At 66.0% G+C, this 16,645-nt stretch carries 15 protein-coding genes; 9 read left to right on the top strand and 6 right to left on the bottom strand.

Annotated features, from left to right (window positions below; translation table 11 throughout):
• Positions 1-4: 4 nt before the first annotated feature.
• The 9 genes from WI560_RS10930 to WI560_RS10890 all read left to right on the top strand — a co-directional run bounded on the left by WI560_RS10930 (position 5) and on the right by WI560_RS10890 (position 9,473).
• Positions 5-1,369, top strand: a complete 1,365-nt coding sequence (locus tag WI560_RS10930; protein ID WP_375308003.1) for an amidohydrolase family protein — start codon at positions 5-7, stop codon at positions 1,367-1,369.
• Between the two features lie 21 nt (positions 1,370-1,390).
• Positions 1,391-2,293 carry an NAD(P)-dependent oxidoreductase gene (locus WI560_RS10925; RefSeq protein ID WP_375308002.1) on the top strand — a complete coding sequence of 301 codons (903 nt, stop codon included), beginning with the start codon at positions 1,391-1,393 and terminating at the stop codon, positions 2,291-2,293.
• A 14-nt stretch (positions 2,294-2,307) separates the two neighbouring features.
• Entirely contained in the window at positions 2,308-3,192 is an 885-nt protein-coding gene (locus WI560_RS10920) for an intradiol ring-cleavage dioxygenase (protein ID WP_375308001.1), read from the top strand.
• A gap of 60 nt (positions 3,193-3,252) precedes the next feature.
• The gene (locus WI560_RS10915; protein ID WP_375308000.1) at positions 3,253-4,647 is read left to right on the top strand and encodes an FAD-linked oxidase C-terminal domain-containing protein; all 1,395 of its coding nucleotides are present in this window, start codon (positions 3,253-3,255) and stop codon (positions 4,645-4,647) included.
• A 10-nt stretch (positions 4,648-4,657) separates the two neighbouring features.
• Complete coding sequence (locus WI560_RS10910; protein ID WP_375307999.1) at positions 4,658-6,181, top strand: sugar ABC transporter ATP-binding protein; 1,524 nt, start codon at positions 4,658-4,660, stop codon at positions 6,179-6,181.
• On the top strand, positions 6,174-7,124 hold the full coding sequence (locus WI560_RS10905) for an ABC transporter permease (protein ID WP_375307998.1): 951 nt from the start codon (positions 6,174-6,176) through the stop codon (positions 7,122-7,124). Before WI560_RS10910 ends, WI560_RS10905 begins: the two co-directional genes overlap by 8 nt.
• The gene (locus WI560_RS10900; protein WP_375307997.1) at positions 7,121-8,098 is read left to right on the top strand and encodes an ABC transporter permease; all 978 of its coding nucleotides are present in this window, start codon (positions 7,121-7,123) and stop codon (positions 8,096-8,098) included. Before WI560_RS10905 ends, WI560_RS10900 begins: the two co-directional genes overlap by 4 nt.
• A 43-nt stretch (positions 8,099-8,141) precedes the next feature.
• A complete protein-coding gene (locus WI560_RS10895) occupies positions 8,142-9,116 on the top strand; it encodes a sugar ABC transporter substrate-binding protein (protein ID WP_375307996.1) in 975 nt (324 codons plus the stop codon).
• Between the two features lie 69 nt (positions 9,117-9,185).
• Positions 9,186-9,473, top strand: coding sequence for a YciI family protein (locus WI560_RS10890; RefSeq protein ID WP_375307995.1), 288 nt, complete (start codon positions 9,186-9,188; stop codon positions 9,471-9,473).
• Between the two features lie 83 nt (positions 9,474-9,556).
• Here WI560_RS10890 and WI560_RS10885 read toward each other — a convergent pair whose 3' ends face one another.
• From WI560_RS10885 to WI560_RS10860, 6 genes are all read right to left on the bottom strand, one after another.
• Complete coding sequence (locus WI560_RS10885; protein ID WP_257177686.1) at positions 9,557-10,555, bottom strand: ABC transporter ATP-binding protein; 999 nt, start codon at positions 10,553-10,555, stop codon at positions 9,557-9,559.
• Complete coding sequence (locus WI560_RS10880; protein WP_375307994.1) at positions 10,552-11,541, bottom strand: ABC transporter ATP-binding protein; 990 nt, start codon at positions 11,539-11,541, stop codon at positions 10,552-10,554. Before WI560_RS10880 ends, WI560_RS10885 begins: the two co-directional genes overlap by 4 nt.
• Positions 11,542-11,560: 19 nt before the next feature.
• Positions 11,561-12,484, bottom strand: coding sequence for an ABC transporter permease (locus WI560_RS10875; RefSeq protein ID WP_375307993.1), 924 nt, complete (start codon positions 12,482-12,484; stop codon positions 11,561-11,563).
• Positions 12,481-13,422 (bottom strand): ABC transporter permease, encoded by a 942-nt coding sequence (locus WI560_RS10870; protein ID WP_375307992.1) that lies wholly within the window; start codon positions 13,420-13,422, stop codon positions 12,481-12,483. Before WI560_RS10870 ends, WI560_RS10875 begins: the two co-directional genes overlap by 4 nt.
• A 17-nt stretch (positions 13,423-13,439) precedes the next feature.
• Positions 13,440-15,041, bottom strand: coding sequence for an ABC transporter substrate-binding protein (locus WI560_RS10865; RefSeq protein ID WP_375307991.1), 1,602 nt, complete (start codon positions 15,039-15,041; stop codon positions 13,440-13,442).
• A 178-nt stretch (positions 15,042-15,219) separates the two neighbouring features.
• Positions 15,220-16,644, bottom strand: coding sequence for a PepSY domain-containing protein (locus WI560_RS10860; RefSeq protein WP_375307990.1), 1,425 nt, complete (start codon positions 16,642-16,644; stop codon positions 15,220-15,222).
• Between the last annotated feature and the right edge of the window lies 1 nt (position 16,645).

The following is a 16,645-nucleotide window of genomic DNA, read 5'->3' as shown; positions in this document are numbered from 1 at the left end:
AACGATGCCGCGCACGCTGATCAAATCTGCGACGATCATCAGCATGGATGACGCGATCGGCGACCTCGCAACCGGCGACGTGCTGGTCGAGGGCAGCCGCATCGCCGACCTGCGGCCGACGATCGACATCGCGGCGGACATGGAGATCATTGACGGCAAAGGCCGCATCGTCATCCCCGGGTTGATCAACGCGCATATGCACACCTGGCAAACCGGCTTGCGCGGCTTTGCCGCGAACTGGACGCTGCTGGAATATTTCCGCCGCATGCATGCGGGCCTGGCCACCGTGTTCCGGCCCGACGATATCCATATCGCAACGCTGGTCGGCGCGCTGAACCAGATCAACCACGGCGTCACCACGCTGGTCGACTGGTGCCACAACAATCCGACGCCCGATCACACCAACGCGGCTGTGCGCGGCCTGATCGAGAGTGGCATGCGCGCCGCCTTCTTCCACGGCTCGCCGAAGCCGGAGCCGAAGCCCGGCGAGCCGCATTTCTCGGAAGTGCCGCATCCGCGCCGCGAGGTCGAGCGGCTGCTGGCGGGGCCCCTCGCCGACCGCGACGGCCTCGTCACGCTCGGGCTCGCCATTCTCGGCCCACATTATTCGACGCTCGACGTCGCCATGCAGGATTTCCGTCTGGCGCGTGAACACAAGCTGATCGCATCGATGCACCAGGGCGGCGGTCCGGCCAAGACCCCGGGCGGCTGGGACAGGTTGATCGAGGCCGGCCTTGTCGGCTCCGGCATCAACATCGTCCACGGCAACGATCTGCCTGACGATCTGCTCGATCGTCTCGTCGATCTCGGCGTGTCCTTCTCGGTGACGCCGGAGAACGAGATGATCCAGGGCCACGGCTTCCCGATCACCGGCCGGCTGCTCAAGCGCGGCGTCCGCCCGACGATCGGCATCGACCTCGAATCCATTCTGGCCGGGGACCTCTTCTCGGCCGCCCGCATCGCGCTGTCGATGCAGCGCGCGCTCGACAACGCCGAGTCGCGCCAAACCAGCGGCACCATCCCAGCGACGACCACGATCCCTGTGCGCGAGGCGCTGCGCTGGATCACGACGGAAGGCGCCCGCATGCTCGGCCGCGAGCACCAGATCGGCTCGCTGACACCGGGCAAGCTCGCCGACCTCGTCATCATCAACGCCTCCGACCTCAATCTCCATCCGGTGCATGATCCCGTCGCCACCGTCGTGATGCAGACGAGCCTTGCCAATATCGACGCCGTGATGATCGGAGGCGCCTGGAAGAAGCGGAACGGCCGACTGCTGGTCGAGGGGCTGGAGACCAAGAAGGAACTGCTGGCGCAATCCGGCCGGCGATTGGTGCAGGACATCGAACGACAAGGACGCGCTGCCTAGCGGCGCCAACGGACAACAATAATGACAGACAGTTCAAGGAACATCGCATTCATCGGGATCGGCAAGATGGGCCTGCCGATGTCGGTGCTCGTCGCCAAAGCCGGCTACGCCGTCACCGCGTTCGATCGGAGCACGGCGCGGCTCAATGAGGCGCGCGCACAGGGCATTTCGACTGCGGCCGCACCGGCCGAGGCCGCCAGCGGCAAGACCGCGGTCGTCACCTCTCTGCCCGACGACGACGCCTTGCGCGCCGCGCTGCTCGGTTCCACCGGCCTCATCGCCGCGATGGCGCCGGGTGCCGTCCTGATCGAGACCAGCACCGTCAGCGTCGAAGCTTCAACTGAAGTTGCAGCGGCAGCTCAGGCGCGCGGCATCGCCTATCTGCGTTCGCCGGTCTCCGGCAACGCCAGCATCGTCCACACCGGCGCCCTGACCTGCTTCGTCTCCGGCCCCAAGGACGCGTTCGAGAAACTCCAGCCCCTGTTCGCGGCCTTCACCCGCGCGCAGACCTATCTTGGGTTCGCTGAAGAAGCGCGCTACGCAAAACTCTCGGTCAATCTGATGATCGCGGTCTCGGCCGCGATGATGGCAGAGAGCCTCGCGCTGGCGCGCAAAGGCGGCATCGCCTGGCCGGACATCCTGAAGGTGCTGGACGACAGCGCGGTTGCCTCGCCGATGGTGAAGTACAAGACCGCGCCGCTCAGGACGCGCGATTTCGCATCGACCTTCTCCTGCAAGCAGATGGCCAAGGACCTCGACCTGATCTTAGGTGCCGGCCACGCCGTCGGCGTGCCGCTTCAGCTCGCCGCCCAAGTGCGCGAGACCTATGGCTCGCTGGTCGCCCAAGGCGACGGCGACACCGACTTCATCGCCACCGTCAAGCATCTCGAGCGGCTGTCCGGCCTCGGCGAGCCAGAACTCTGACCCACGGAGTCCCTATGCGCAACTTCAACGAGAACACGATCACCGACGCAGTGCTGGAGCGGATCGCGGGCGCGACCGATCCGCGGATCAAAGAGGTGAGCGAAGCGCTGGTGCGTCACCTTCACGCCTTCGTCCGCGAGGTGCGGCCGACCCAGAAGGAATGGGAGTTCGGCATCGACTTCCTGACCCGCACAGGACACATGTGCAACGACAAGCGCCAGGAGTTCATCCTGCTGTCCGACACGCTCGGCGTCTCCATGCTGGTCGACGCCATCAACCATCCGGTGCCGGAAGGCGCGACCGAGACCACCGTGCTCGGGCCGTTCTTCGTGCAGGCCGCGCCGGACAAGAACAACGGCGCCGATATCTCCGGCCCAATGGAAGGCGACCCGATGCTGGTCACCGGTTCGGTCTCGACCGTCGACGGCAAGCCGCTGGCGGGCGCCATCGTCGATGTCTGGCACTCCGACGATGACGGCTATTACGACGTGCAGCAGCTCGACCGGATCGGCGATCTCGCGATGCGCGCCCGCTTCCACACCGATGCCAACGGCCGCTTCCATTTCTGGTCGATCAAGCCCGCCGCCTATCCGATCCCCCATGACGGCCCGGTCGGCGACATGCTGGAGGCGCAGGGACGCCATCCCTGGCGCCCGGCGCATGTGCATTTCATGATCTCGGCGCCCGGTTTCGAACAACTCGTGACGCACGTGTTCGTTGCCGGCGACCAGTATCTCGACAGCGACGTGGTGTTCGGCGTCAAGGACAGCCTGATCCGGGAGTTCGTCCGACATCCCGCCGGCCGTGCGCCGGATGGTCGCATGGTGGAGCGCGAGTATTTTCATCTCAACTATGATTTCGGCTTGAAGCAGGTTGCGAGCAACGCAAGAGCCGCCTAAGCCGGACGACACCACTAGCGGACCGCAAGAGTCCGCAATCGGGCAGACAGGGAGCTGAGGATGGGACCGCGGGTCAGCACGAGCGTTTTGGCCGATCGCCTCACCGGCATGATCGGCCCGCGCGCGAGCGTTGCGCGCGGCGTGCTCGATCAGCATGGGCAGAGCGAGTCGCATTATCGCAATCTGCCGCCCGACATCGTCGTCTTTCCCGAGACGACGCAGGAAGTGGCCGAGATCGTCAAGCTGTGCGCCGGCGCAGCCATGCCGATCGTGCCGTTCGGCGCCGGCACCTCGCTCGAAGGCAACGCGGCCGCGGTCGCGGGCGGCGTCTGCCTCGACTTCGCACGCATGAACAGAGTGCTGGCGGTACACGACAGCGACATGGACGTCGTGGTGCAGCCCGGCATCACCCGCAAGCAGCTCAATGCGGAGCTGCGCAATACCGGCCTGTTCTTCCCGATCGATCCCGGCGCCGACGCTTCGATCGGCGGCATGGCCTCGACGCGCGCCTCCGGCACCATGGCCGTGCGCTACGGCACCATGAAGGACAACGTCATGGCGCTCGAAGTGGTGCTGGCCGACGGCCGCGTGATCCGCACCGCCAGGCGCGCGCGGAAATCGGCAGCGGGCTATGACCTGACCCGCATGTTCGTCGGCGCGGAAGGCACGCTCGGCGTGATCACCGAGATCACGCTGAAGGTGCATCCGGTGCCGCAGGCGATCTCGGCTGCCGTTTGCAGCTTCGACACGCTGCATGACGCTGTCGACACCGCGATCTCCGTGATCCAGTCCGCGATCCCCGTCGCCCGCATCGAGCTGCTCGACGACGTCATGATGCGCGGCATCAACGCCTACGCCAAGCTCGGCTATCGCGAGGCACCCACCCTGTTCTTCGAATTCCATGGTTCCGAGAGCTCCGTCGCCGAGCAGGCCGAGGCCGCACAGGCGATCGCCGCCGATCATGGCGGCCATGGCTTTGCCTGGGCCAAAGCACCGGAGGACCGCAGCCGGCTCTGGCACGCCCGAGACAACACGCTCTATGCCGGCCTGGGCCTGCGGCCGGGTGCGCGCGCGGTGATCACCGATGTCTGCGTGCCGATCTCGCGGCTGGCGGAATGCCTGACCGAGACGCGGCAGGACGCGGACGTGCACGGCTTTGTCGCGCCGATCGTCGGCCATGTCGGCGACGGCAACTTTCACATGCTGATCCTGATCGATCCGGCCAAGCCGGAGGAGGCCGAAGACGCCAAGGCGCTGCAGGCCCGCATGGTCGCCCGCGCCATCGCCATGGACGGCACCTGCACCGGCGAGCACGGCATCGGGCTCGGCAAGATCGACTATCTCACCGACGAGCTCGGCGAGGCCGTCGACGTGATGCGGTCGATCAAGACAGCGCTCGATCCGAATGGACTGATGAATCCCGGCAAGATCTTTGCGAGCGGAGCCAAAGCATGAAGGAGACGGCATGAGCGACGCGCTCCCGATCGAGGTCTCCTCGCCCGCCCCGCTGCTGGAGCTGCGCGGCATCAGCAAGGAGTTTCCCGGCGTCAAGGCGCTGGATGATGTGTCCTTTGCCGTCTATCCCGGCGAAGTGCACATGCTGCTGGGCGAGAACGGCGCCGGCAAGTCGAGCCTGATGAAGGTGCTGTGCGGTGCCTATGGCGCCGATGCCGGCGAGTTCTTCTACAAGGGCGAGAAGGTCGCGATCGCTTCCACAGCCGACGCGCAGAAGCTCGGCATTGCCGTGATCTTCCAGGAATTCTCGCTGGTCCCCTATCTCGACATCGCCCAGAACATCTTCCTCGGCCGCGAGCCGAAGGGCCGCATCCCCGGCACCATCGACCGCCGCAAGATCTTGGCCGATGCCAGGCGCGTGCTCGATACGATCGGCTTCGACATCGATCCCTCCACCATTGTCGACAAGCTCGGCGTGGCCCAGCAGCAGATGGTCGAGATCGCCAAGGCGATCAGCCAGGACGCCCGCATCCTCGTCATGGACGAGCCGACCGCGGCGCTGTCCGACCGCGAGACCGAGCTGCTGTTCGCGCTGATCGCGCGGCTGAAGGCCGACGGCGTCGCCATCGTCTATATCTCGCACCGTATGGCGGAGGTGTTCGCGCTCGGCGATCGCATCACGGTGCTGCGCGACGGCCGCCGCATCGACGGCGTTCGCCCCGCCGACGTGACGCCGGACCAGCTCGTCCGCATGATGGTCGGCCGCAACGTCGACATGACCTATCCGCGCCATTTTGCCGACAAGCCCGGCGAGCTGCTGCTCGAGGTCAAGGGCCTGACTTCGTCCACCGGCATCTCCGACATCAACATCGAGGTGCGCCGGGGCGAGATCGTCGGCCTGTGCGGCCTGGTCGGCTCCGGCCGCAGCGAGGTCGCTCGCGCCATCTTCGGTGCCGATCCCATGACGTCAGGCGAGATCATCTTCGACGGCAAGGCGATCTCCGGTGAGCCTGATCTTGCCGCCCGCCGCGGCATCGCGCTGATCCCGGAGAGCCGCAAGAGCGAGGGTCTCGCGCTGCTGCGCTCGGTGAGCGACAATCTGGTGGTCTCGGCGTTGAAGAAACTCTTCCCGAGCGGTCTGTTCGACCAGCGCTCGGCCCAGCGCACCGCCGACGGCCTGATTCGTCAGCTGCGCATCGCAACCCCGAGCGCGCGGCAGACCGTCGGCCTGCTGTCGGGCGGCAACCAGCAGAAGGTCGTGATCGGAAAATGGCTGGCGGCCGGCTCGAAGCTCTTCATCTTCGATGAGCCGACGCGCGGCATCGACATCGGCGCCAAGTCGGAGATTTTCGCGTTGATCGACCGCCTCGTCGCCGACGGCGCGGCGGCGCTGATGATCTCGTCCGAGCAGATCGAGATCTGCCATGTCTGCGACCGCGCCTATGTGATGCGCGAGGGGCGCATTGCCGGACATCTGACGCGCAACGAACTGACCGAGGAGAACATCGTGCGACTGGGGATGCATCATGCGTGAGGCCGCAGTCGCTTCAGAGCCCAATCCGCTGCAACGCATTCCCGGCGTTGCCATCGCGCTGGTGCTGCTCATCGCCCTGTTCGGCGCGATCGCGCCCGGATTCCTGTCGGTCGCGAACCTCTCCAACGTGCTGGTCCAGTCAACCATCCTGACCATGCTCGCGCTGCCGATGACGCTGATCATCATGACCGAGGGGCTCGACCTGTCGATGGGCGCGGTGCTGACGCTGACCTCGCTCTGCGTCGCCATCGTCTCGCTCGCGACCAAGTCGATGCTGCTGGGCTTGGGTGCCGGCCTGCTGGTCGGCGTGGCCTTCGGCACCGTCAACGGCTGGCTGGTCGCCATCCTCGGCATTCCGCCCTTCGTCGCGACGCTGGGCACGCTCGGCATGGCGCAGGGACTGTCGCTGATCGTCAGCGACGGCCAGAGCGTGGTCGGCATCCCCCACAGCGTGCGCGACATCTATTCGGCGACGCTTCTGGGAGTCCCCGTTCCGATCGTGATGGCGCTCGTGACCTACGCGGTCTTCCACATGCTGCTCTATCACACCCGCTTCGGCACCTACATCTTCGCCCTCGGCGGCAACCGCGAGGCGCTGCGCTATGCCGGCCTCTCGCCGAACCGGCTCCTGATCGCCGTCTACGCGCTCGGCGGCGCCATGGCCGGCATCGCGGGTCTCCTGATGACCGCGCGGATGAACTCCGGTCACCCCACCGCCGGCCTCGGCCTTGAATTCGATGCCATCGCGGCGGTCGCCGTCGGCGGCACCTCGTTCGAGCGCGGCAATGGCTGGTTGCTCGGCACCCTGCTCGGCGTCCTCTCCGTCGGCGTGCTGCGCAACGGGCTGAACCTGATCTCGCTGCCGTCCTCGGTGCAGGTCGCCAGCGTCGGCGTCCTCGTCATCGTCGCGCTGTTCCTCGATGGTCTCAGGAGCCGCGCATGACCGACATCAGCAAAGAGGCGATCGTGCCGCCCCGCTCCTTCCTGTCGCAGGACGCGATCCAGGTGTTCTACCGCCTGCTTGCGGCGCTTCTGATTTGTGCCGTGCTGGCCGTGCTCAGCGATTCCTTCCTCAGCCTCGGCAACATCCTCAACGTGCTCCGCCAGGCGAGCCTGACCTTCTTCATCGCCTCCGGACTGACGCTGGTTGTGCTGACAGCCGGCCTCGATCTTTCCGTCGGCGCCAATGTGGCGCTGTCCGCCTGCATCGCCGGCACCCTGATCCACAAGACCGGCTCGCCGGCGCTCGGCATCCTCACCGGACTTGCCTGCGGCGGCATCGTCGGACTGCTCAACGGCATCATGGTCACCGCGCTCCGCATCCCCTCCTTCATCGCCACCTACGGCATGCTCTGGGTGCTGAACGGCCTAACCTACTGGTACATGGCCGGGGAGACCCTGCACGGCTTCCCGGCCGGCTTCCGCCAGATCGGCAGCGGCTATCTGTTCGGCCTGCCCATCCCGGTCTATCTGCTGCTGGTCTTCCTCGGGATCGGCACGTTCTTCGCGCAGCGCACGATCTGGGGCCAGGAGATCTATGCGATCGGGGCCAATCCGGTCGCGGCGCGGCTCTCCGGCATTCCGGTCGCGCGGCGCCTGCTGCTGGTCTATGCCGTCTCCGGCCTCATGGCGGGGCTCGCCTCGATCATCTTCCTGTCGCGGCTCAATTCAGCCGAAGCCGACATCGGCGAAAGCCTGACGTTGCCGGCGATCGCGGCCGTGCTGATCGGCGGCACCTCGCTGTTCGGCGGCGTCGGCACCGTGTTCGGCACCTTCATCGGCGCGTTGATCCTAACACTGGTGCTGAACGGCATGAACCTGCTCTCGGTCAGCGCCAACTGGCAGCCGCTGGTGACCGGCATCATCGTCATTCTCGCGGTCTGGCTCGACATGAAGACGCGCCGGCGCACGCAATGAGTTTCCAAGAGGTCCAACAAGCAAAACGAGGGATGGAGGCAACATGAAACAGAAACTGGGATATTTGGCAGTGCCGTTATTGGTGGCTGCCGCGTTCACGACACAGGCCCGTGCCGACGGCGAGACCATCGCCGTCTTCACCAAGAACCAGACCAACCCGTTCTTCCAGACGGTGCGCGTCGGCGCCGACAGCATGGCGAAGACGCTGAACGCGAAGACGCTGCAATACATCCCGACCAAGCCGGACTCGATCCCCGAGCAGCTCAGCCAGATCGAGGACGTCGTGGTGAAAAAGCCGAGCGCGATCGTGTTCACGCCGGTCGACTACAAGGCGATGGTGCCGGGGGTCGAGAAGATCAACGAGGCCAAGATCCCGGTCGTCAACATCACCGACCGCTCCGCGGGCGGCAAGTTCCTGTCCTTCGTCGGCGCCGACGATTACAGCCTCGGCCTGGAGACCGCGCGCTTCCTGCTGAAGACGCTCGGCGGCAAGGGCAACATCGTCATCATCGAGGGCGTCAAGGGCTCGCTGACCAATGTCGACCGCGTCCGCGGCTTCAACGACGCGCTGAAGGAGAATCCGGGCGCCAAGCTGCTGGCCTCCCAGCCCGGCAATTACCAGCGGCTGCAGGCGCTCCAGGTCATGGAGAACCTGATGCAGTCGAATTCGCAGATCGACGGCGTGCTTGCCGCCAACGACGCCATGGCGGTCGGCGCGATCGAAGCCCTCGACGGCGCCAACCGCAAGGCGCAGGTGATCGGCATCAACGGCACCAAGGAGGCGATCGACGCGATCAAGTCAGGCAAGCTGCTCGCCAGCGGCGACTACAACGGCTTTGCCCAGGGCTGCCTCGGCACCATGATGGCGATCCGCGCCCTGCGCAACCAGCCTGTGATCGCCGAGATCGTGCTGAAGCCGACGGTGATCACCAAGGACAATTACCAGCCGTTCGACGTGCCGCTGGAGCAGCGGACCTGCCCGACCTTCGAGGACGCCGGCAAGCTCGGCGCCAAGTAAGGCCACCCATCACGTCCGGACGGTCGCCACGGCGGCCGTCCCAAAACCAAGTCAAGAAACGGAGACCCCATGCTGTTCGCCATTCACGCCCTCGACCGCGCCGGGGCACTGCCGACCCGGCTCGCCAATTACGATGCCCACAAGGCGTTCCTGAGCGACACCTCGCGCTTCGGCGTCAAGATCGTGATGTCGGGGCCGCTGGTCTCCGACGACGGCGCGACCATGATCGGCAGCCTGTTCCTGATCGAGGCCCCCGGCCGCAGCGAGGTCGAGGCCTTCAACCGCGCCGATCCCTTTGCCGCGGCCGGGATCTGGGACAAGGTCACGATCACCGGCTTCCTGCGCCGCCAGGGCTGAGGCCGGCCACATCAAAACTGCGAAAACAACCCCATGCACAGTAGAACGGGGTTGTTTTTGCTAACGAATTTCCAGCGCGAAACTCACCCTTCCGGGCTCGCCGCCGGCGCGGCCTCTTCGAGATGACAGGCCACCCATTGCTCGGCTCCGGCCGCGCGAAGCACCGGCTCCTCGGCCCGGCAGCGATCGAACACGAGCGGGCAGCGGGTGTGGAAGCGGCACCCCTTCGGCGGATTGATCGGGCTCGGCACGTCGCCCTTGAGGATGATCGGGTTACGCTGGGCACCCGGCTCGGGCAGCGGCACCGCGGACAGCAGCGCCTTGGTGTAGGGATGTCTGGGCGCGGCGAAGATCTCGCGACGCGGCGCCACCTCCACGATCTTGCCGAGATACATCACCGCGACGCGGTGGGTCATGTGCTCGACGATCGCGAGGTCGTGGCTGATGAACAAAAGCGCGAGGCCGAACTCGCTCTGGAGATCCTGCAGCAGATTGACGATCTGCGCCTTGACCGAGACGTCGAGCGCGGACACCGCCTCGTCGCACACGATCAGCTCGGGCTCGGCCGCCAGCGCCCGGGCGATGCCGATGCGCTGACGCTGGCCGCCGGAGAATTCGTGCGGCCTGCGATTGAGCGCCTCGCGCGGCAATCGCACGGTGTCCATCAGCGCCGTGAGGCGAACTTCGAGATCCTCGGCGGATTTCGCGAGGCCGAAATTGCGGATCGGCTCGGCCAGGATATCGCGCACCCGCATGCGCGGGTTGAGGCTCGAGAACGGATCCTGGAACACCACCTGCACCCGCCGGCGCATCTGGCGCATCGTGCTCGGCGCGGCATCGTCGATGCGCTGACCGTCGAGGATCACCTGCCCCGCGGTGATGTCGAACAGCCGCAGGATGGCGCGGCCGACCGTCGACTTGCCGCAGCCGGACTCGCCGACCAACGACAGCGTCTCGCCGCGCGCGATCTCGAAGGAGACGCCGTCGACCGCATAGACGAATTCGGACTTGCGGCTGAACAGCCCGGCCTTGACCGGGAAATGCTTCTTGAGGTCGTTGACCTGGAGCAGCGGAGGGCTCATGCCGCAACGGCTCCCTTGGCCGCGTAATGACAGGCGGCGATGTGGCGCGGGCCCTTCTCTTCGAGCCCGGGCGCATACTGCCGGCACAGATCGGTCGCGAGCGCGCAGCGGCCGGCGAAGACGCAGCCGGCGATCGGCTTGCGCAGATCGGGCACCTGCCCGGGAATCTCGGCCAGCCGCCTCGCGGTGCCCGTCAGCGAGGAGCCGAGCCGCGGCACCGCACCCAACAGGCCTTGGGTGTAGGGATGACGCGGGGAGCGGAACAGCTCGGCGACCGGCGCCTCCTCGACCTTGCGGCCGGCGTACATCACCATGACGCGCTCGGCGATCTCGGCGACGACGCCGAGATCGTGGGTGATCAGGATGATGGCGGCGCCGACCCGGCGCTTGAGGTCCAGCATCAGCTTGAGGATCTGCGCCTGGATCGTCACGTCGAGCGCGGTGGTGGGCTCGTCCGCGATCAGAAGCTTCGGATTGCAGGCGAGCGCGATGGCGATCATGACGCGCTGGCGCATGCCGCCGGAGAGCTGGTGCGGATATTCGCGCACCCGCCGCTTCGGCTCGGGGATGCCGACCAGCGTCAGCATCTCCACCGCGTGCGCCTCGGCGGCCTGCTTGTCGAGGCCCTGATGGATCATCAAGGTCTCGCGGATCTGGCGGCCGACGGTGAGCACCGGGTTCAGGCTCGTCATCGGCTCCTGGAAGATCATCGAGATGTCGTTGCCGCGGATGGCGCGCATCTCGCGATCGGACAGCTTGAGGAGGTCCCTGCCCGCAAAGCGGATGCTGCCTGCGATCCGGCCCGGCGGCTCCGGGATCAGCCGCATCAGGGACATCGAGGTCACCGACTTGCCGCAGCCGGATTCGCCGACGATGGCCAGCGTCTCGCCTTCATTGACATGGAAGGATACGCCGTCGACCGCGCGGTTGATGCCGCCGGGGGTGCGGAAATGGGTCTGGAGGTTGTCGACTTCGAGCAGGGCCATCGCGATCAGCCTCGATCCATCACAGGCTTTTGGCCATGCGCGGGTCGAGCGCATCGCGAAGGCCGTCGCCGAGGAGATTCACGGCGAGCACGGTGACCGAGAGAAACGCTGCCGGGAAGAACACGATGTAAGGCTTGACCTGCCACAGCGCCCGGCCCTCCGCCATGATGTTGCCCCAGGACGGAATGGTCGGCGGCGTGCCGGCGCCGATGAAGGACAGAATTGCCTCGGTGATCATGGCGCTGGCGCAGATATAGGTTGCCTGCACCAGCATGGGCGCCACCGTGTTGGGCAGGATGTGGCGCAGGATGATCATCGGCGTGCGCGTTCCGCAGGCGACCGCGGCATCCACATAGGGCTGCTCGCGCAGCGACAGCACGACGCTGCGGACGAGGCGCGAGACGCGCGGGATCTCGGCCACGGTGATGGCCAGGATGACGTTGCCGACGCTGCCCCGCGTCAGCGCCATCAGCGCGATCGCGAGCAGGATCGGCGGGATCGACATCAGCCCGTCCATGACGCGCATCAGAATGCCGTCGGCCCAGCGGATGAAGCCGGAGACCATGCCGATGGCAAGGCCGGCAGCAGACGCAAAGATCGCAACTGAAAGCCCGACCGTGAGCGAGACCCGCGCGCCGTAGAGCACGCGCGAATAGATATCGCGGCCGAGCACGTCGGTGCCGAACCAGAAATCGGCCGACGGTGCCCGCGTGCGCTTGGCCGGCGCGAGCGCGGTCGGATCGACCGACCCGAGATAGGGCGCAAAGATCGCGATCAGCACCAGCGTCAGCAGCAATGCGCCGCCGATCGCAACGGTGGGATGCCCGCGCAGGAATCCGAGGAAGCCGCGCCGGATCGTGACCGGCCGCAGGATTTCGGGCAGCTGTGGTGCAAGCACGAACCCAGCCGGAAGCGATTGCGGATTGACGGTCGTGTCGGTCAATAGCGGATCCTCGGGTCAACGAGCGTGTAAATGACGTCGATCATCAGATTGACGAGGACGTAGACGAAGCTGAACAGCAGCACGATGCCCTGGATCACGGGATAGTCGCGCCGCAGGATCGCATCGATCGTGAGCCGGCCAAGGCCCGGAATCGCGAACACGCTCTCGGTCACGACCGCGCCGCCGATCAGCAGCGCGATGCCGATCCCGATCACCGTCACGATCGGCACCGCCGCGTTCTTCAGCGCGTGAACGAACAGGATGCCGCCCTGGCCGAGGCCCTTGGCCTTTGCGGTGCGGATGTAGTCCTGCTGCAGCACTTCGAGCATGGCCGCGCGGGTGATGCGCGCAACCAGGGCGATGTAGACGCAGCCGAGCGCGATCGCCGGCAGGATCAGGTTTTCCAGCCACGGCCAGAAGCCTGAGCTGAGCGGCGTGTAGCCTTGCACGGGCAGCCATTCGAGCTCGAGTGCGAAGATGTAGGCGAGCATGTAGCCGACCACGAAGACCGGCAGCGAGAAGCCGAACACGGCAAAGCCCATGATGACGCGGTCGATCAGGCTGCCCGCCTTCCACGCCGCCACCACGCCGAGCGGCACCGCCACCACGATCGTGAGCAGCAGCGTGACGATCATCAGCGACAGCGTCGGTCCGAGGCGCTGCCCGATCATCGCCGACACCGGCAGATTGGTGAAGATCGAGGTGCCGAGGTCGCCGTGCAGGATGCGCCAGACCCAGCTTCCGAACTGGATCAGGAACGGCCGGTCCAGACCGAGGCTCTGGCGGATGCGCTCCACATCCTCCGGACTTGCCTGGTCGCCCGCGATCACCACGGCGGGGTCACCCGGCGCGATGTAGAGCAGGCTGAACACGAACAGCGCGACGATCGCCATGACCGGCAGGGTCGCGACGATGCGACGGAGGATGTAGGAGAGCATCTGGCTTCAGCGCAGCATCATGCGGATTTCGACACGCCCCAGAAGAACGGCAGCGGTCCCTTGGTGATGCCGGAGACGTTCTTGCGCCATGCCGTATAGGTCAGGAAGAAGCCGGTCGGCGCGTAGACGACATCCTCGAGTGCCGCCTTGTTGACCTTGCCGATCGCGGCCTTTTCCTCCTCGACATTCTTGGCCTCGAACCAGCCCGTGATCTCCTTCTCGGTGTTCGGGCTGTTGGGCCAGCCGAACCAGGCCTTGTCGCCGTTGGCGCGGATGGCCGTGTAGGCGGCGGGCGTGATGCAGTCGGCGCCTGCGTGCCAGCTGTGGAACATGTTCCAGCCGCCCTGCCCCGGCGGCGTCTTCGCCGCACGGCGGGAGCCGACCGTGCCCCAATCGGTCGCGACGAAGTCGACATTCATGCCGAGCTTCTTGAGGAGGTCGGCCGTGACGTCGCCTTGCGCCTTCGTGATCGGCTGGTCCTGCGCGACCAGGCACGTCACCGGCTGGCCGGAATAGCCGCTCTCGGCGAGCAGCTTCTTGGCGGCGTCGAGATCGCGCTTGCCCTTGAGGATCTCGCCGCCCAGCTCGTTGTAAACAGGCGTGTCAGGCGTGAAGAAGCCGGGCAGCGGCTTCCACAGCGCGTTATCGTCGCCGACGATCGCGCGCATGTAGTCTTCCTGGTTCATCGCCATCAGCACAGCGCGCCGCGCGCGCACATCGTTGAACGGCGCGAACAGATGGTTCATGCGGAACGAACCGATATTGCCGAGGGGATCGCCGATATCGACGCTGATGTTCTTGTTCTTCTTAAGCACGGGCACGAGATCGGCGATCGGGTTCTCCCACCAATCGACCTCGCCGTTCTGCAGGGCGGCCGCGGCGGTGGCCGGATCCGGCATCACGATCCACTCCACGCGATCGACCATCATCTGCTTGCCACCGGCGAGCCAGGATGCCTTCTCCTGGCGCGGCACGTAATCGGCGAACTTCTCGAACACGGCCTTGGCGCCCGGCACCCATTCGCCCTTGGCGAACTTCATGGGACCCGAGCCGACATATTCTGTGATCTGCTTGAAGGGGTCGGTCTTGGCAATGCGCTCGGGCATGATGAAGGAGCACGGCGCGTTGTTCTTGGCCAGCGCATAGAGCATTTTCGGGAAGGGCTGCTTCAAGACCCATTTGAAGGTGCGGTCGTCGACGGCCGTCAGCTCCTGCTGGATCGCGATGATCATCAGGCCCATCGGATCGCGCGCCGCCCAGCGCGACAGGCTCGCGACCACGTCCTTGGCCAGCACCGGCTCGCCGTCATGGAACTTGAGACCGGGGCGCAAGCGGAACGTCCAGATCCTGCCGTCGTCGGACGTCTCCTCGGACTCGACCATCTGGCGCTGCGGCTGGAGCGAGGAATCGATGCCGTAAAGCGTGTCCCAGACCAGCGCGGCGGCATTACGCACGACATATTGCGTGCCCCAGATCGGATCGAAATTGGCGAGATTGGCCTGGGGCACGAAGCGCAGCGTGCGGACCGATGCGCCCTGCGCGATGGCCGGAGCCGAGAGGCCGGTCAATGCCAGACCGCCCGCGCCAGCCAGTCCCTTCAATACGGTCCTGCGATCCATGAAGTCCTCCCAGTAATGCCGTGATTGCCGGCCATCGTTGGCCAAAGGCAGGTGAAACCAGAGCTCATTGGCAAGCAAATGGTATGCCACTAACTGGCCCTTCGCCAGCAGGATCTCATTGCGATCTGGGCCACCCCGGCATGCGCAGCACGTCGAGATCGCGGCTGGTTCGCGTGGGTCAGGTCATCAGAGAGAGCCGCAAGCGCCGCCAGCCGATCACGACGCCGGTCAGGGAGAACACCAAACCCAGCGCACAGAACCCGACGATGAGAACATCGCGCAGAAACGGATGCGTCATCAGAACCGGAAAATCGAGGGTGTGGAGCGCGCTGTAGAACCAGCGATAGGCGCGCCGCGAGGCATCCAGCCGTTGCAGCACCTGGCCGCCGGCACCGTCGATGTCGAACCAGAGATCGCCGCAGCGGACGCGATAGACGGGGGCTCCGGCGACGGCCGATCGCGCGGGATAGTCGTCGTTTCCGGCAAGGACCGACAGCGTACCGCATCCAGTAGCAAGTCGCGCCGCGAGCCCTCCGACCTCGCGCGCAGTCAGAAATTCCGCGCGGGAGGCATCCCCTGCCATGGCCAAGGTCTGGACGCCGAGGGCAGAGCGATCGCGGCGATAAAGTTGGCCGCCAAAGGCGAACCATTCAACCTCGCGGACCGACGACGCTATCGGCTGTCGATCGAATGACGGAGCCGCCGTCCAGCCCGGGGCCGCGTTCATCACGCCGGCCTCGGTGGGGCTCAGCTCCCCGCGCGAGAACAGCCGGCCGTGATCCATCGAAAGCCAGCCGCTGAAGATCCAGGTCAACACGAAGACCGTTGCTGCAAGGCCAACGAGGTGATGCAGCGCATGCCAGCCGCGGTAGGGTGTCGAGATCCGGCGATCTCGCATCCTGATCCGTACCATCCCGAGCACCGCGCCCAGCGCAGCCGCGAGCAAGGCCAGCAGCGACAGCGTCCAGACGACGCGGTCCCATAGCGACCAATTGCTCCGCAGAACCGTGGGGTAGATCCAGTGCAGCACAGCGCCGGCCCAATTCCAGCCGCGCTCGCCTCGCGTCGTATCGAGGACGACCTCGCCGGTGCGCGACGAGACATAGATCTCCGTTCCCGCGGCATCGCCGAGCGCGATGTGAAACAAGGGTCGATGGCGGTCGAGGCCGTTCGGCACGCTCCACTGATCGTAATCCGCCAGTGCCACGATCCCGGCCCGCGCGGCATCGAGCCCGCGGCGGCGGGCGTGATCCTGCGCGATGGCGAGCACGAGATCGGCGGAGATCAAAGCTGCATCCTGCCCGTCGGCGGCACGAACCGCACGGACGCGCGATGGGCCCGACACGATATAGACCGATCCGCCGCGCCGCTCGACCAACCGCACGCGCGTGGCATCGATGATTCCGCTCGCGGCGACGGCGTCGGCGACCGAGATCCTCGTCTCCGCATGCTGCACCGGCGCGAGGCCGGCAAAGCGCTCCGCTTCCGTCAACGACGGAAACGGAACGAAGTGCATCACGATGCCGGTCGAAAACCACATCGCGAACAGCAGGCAGAACGCGATTCCAAGCCAGCGATGCAACAGGACGACCGCGCCCATCATG

This window comes from Bradyrhizobium sp. A11, from assembly GCF_042077125.1.
GTDB lineage: Bacteria > Pseudomonadota > Alphaproteobacteria > Rhizobiales > Xanthobacteraceae > Bradyrhizobium > Bradyrhizobium japonicum_B.
The sequence above is the reverse complement of the archived record's forward strand: the minus strand, read 5'-3'. Positions and strand labels throughout refer to the sequence as shown.